We start from the raw sequence: 439 nt of genomic DNA, 5'->3' as shown, positions 1-439 counted from the left end.
CCACCGGCGTGCGACGCCTGGTTGGCCCGTTGGGTGGCGTGGAACGTCTGCTCGCGGTCCCCAACGTCAGAGCCGATGTAGGCGCCGGCGACGGATTTGCGTACCTGGGCGGCCACCGCTCCTTCGCGGGTAAGGCTGAAGGCCCAGCCGGCAGTTCCGTCGGCCAGGTCGATCCGCACGACGACGAACTCGCGGTGGGTCATCCGCCAGTCGCCGAAGCTGACGGGCGCCGGCAGTTCGGCGCGGACGGTCGCCGCGCGAACTCGCGTCACGAGGCGGTTTTGTCGCGCGCTCATCCGTCAACCACGTCCGGAATGCTAGGCGTCGGCGACTCCGAGGTCAATCGTTTGAGCGGCAGGAGCACCGAGCGCTCGAAGCGACACACGACCTCCCCGCGCTGGTTCGTGCCCGTCGTCCGGACTCGCAAAATGCCCTCACC

At 69.0% G+C, this 439-nt stretch carries 1 protein-coding gene; it reads right to left on the bottom strand.

Features of this window, described 5'->3' with window-relative positions:
- On the bottom strand, positions 1-296 hold a 296-nt coding region (locus tag K9U41_RS23265; RefSeq protein ID WP_282643203.1), incomplete at its 3' end, for a hypothetical protein.
- Between the last annotated feature and the right edge of the window lie 143 nt (positions 297-439).

Origin of the sequence: Xanthobacter autotrophicus, assembly GCF_029991245.1 — a bacterium.
GTDB classification, from domain to species: domain Bacteria; phylum Pseudomonadota; class Alphaproteobacteria; order Rhizobiales; family Xanthobacteraceae; genus Xanthobacter; species Xanthobacter autotrophicus_C.
Note: the sequence above shows the minus strand (reverse complement) of the source record. Positions and strands in the feature narration are given on the sequence as shown.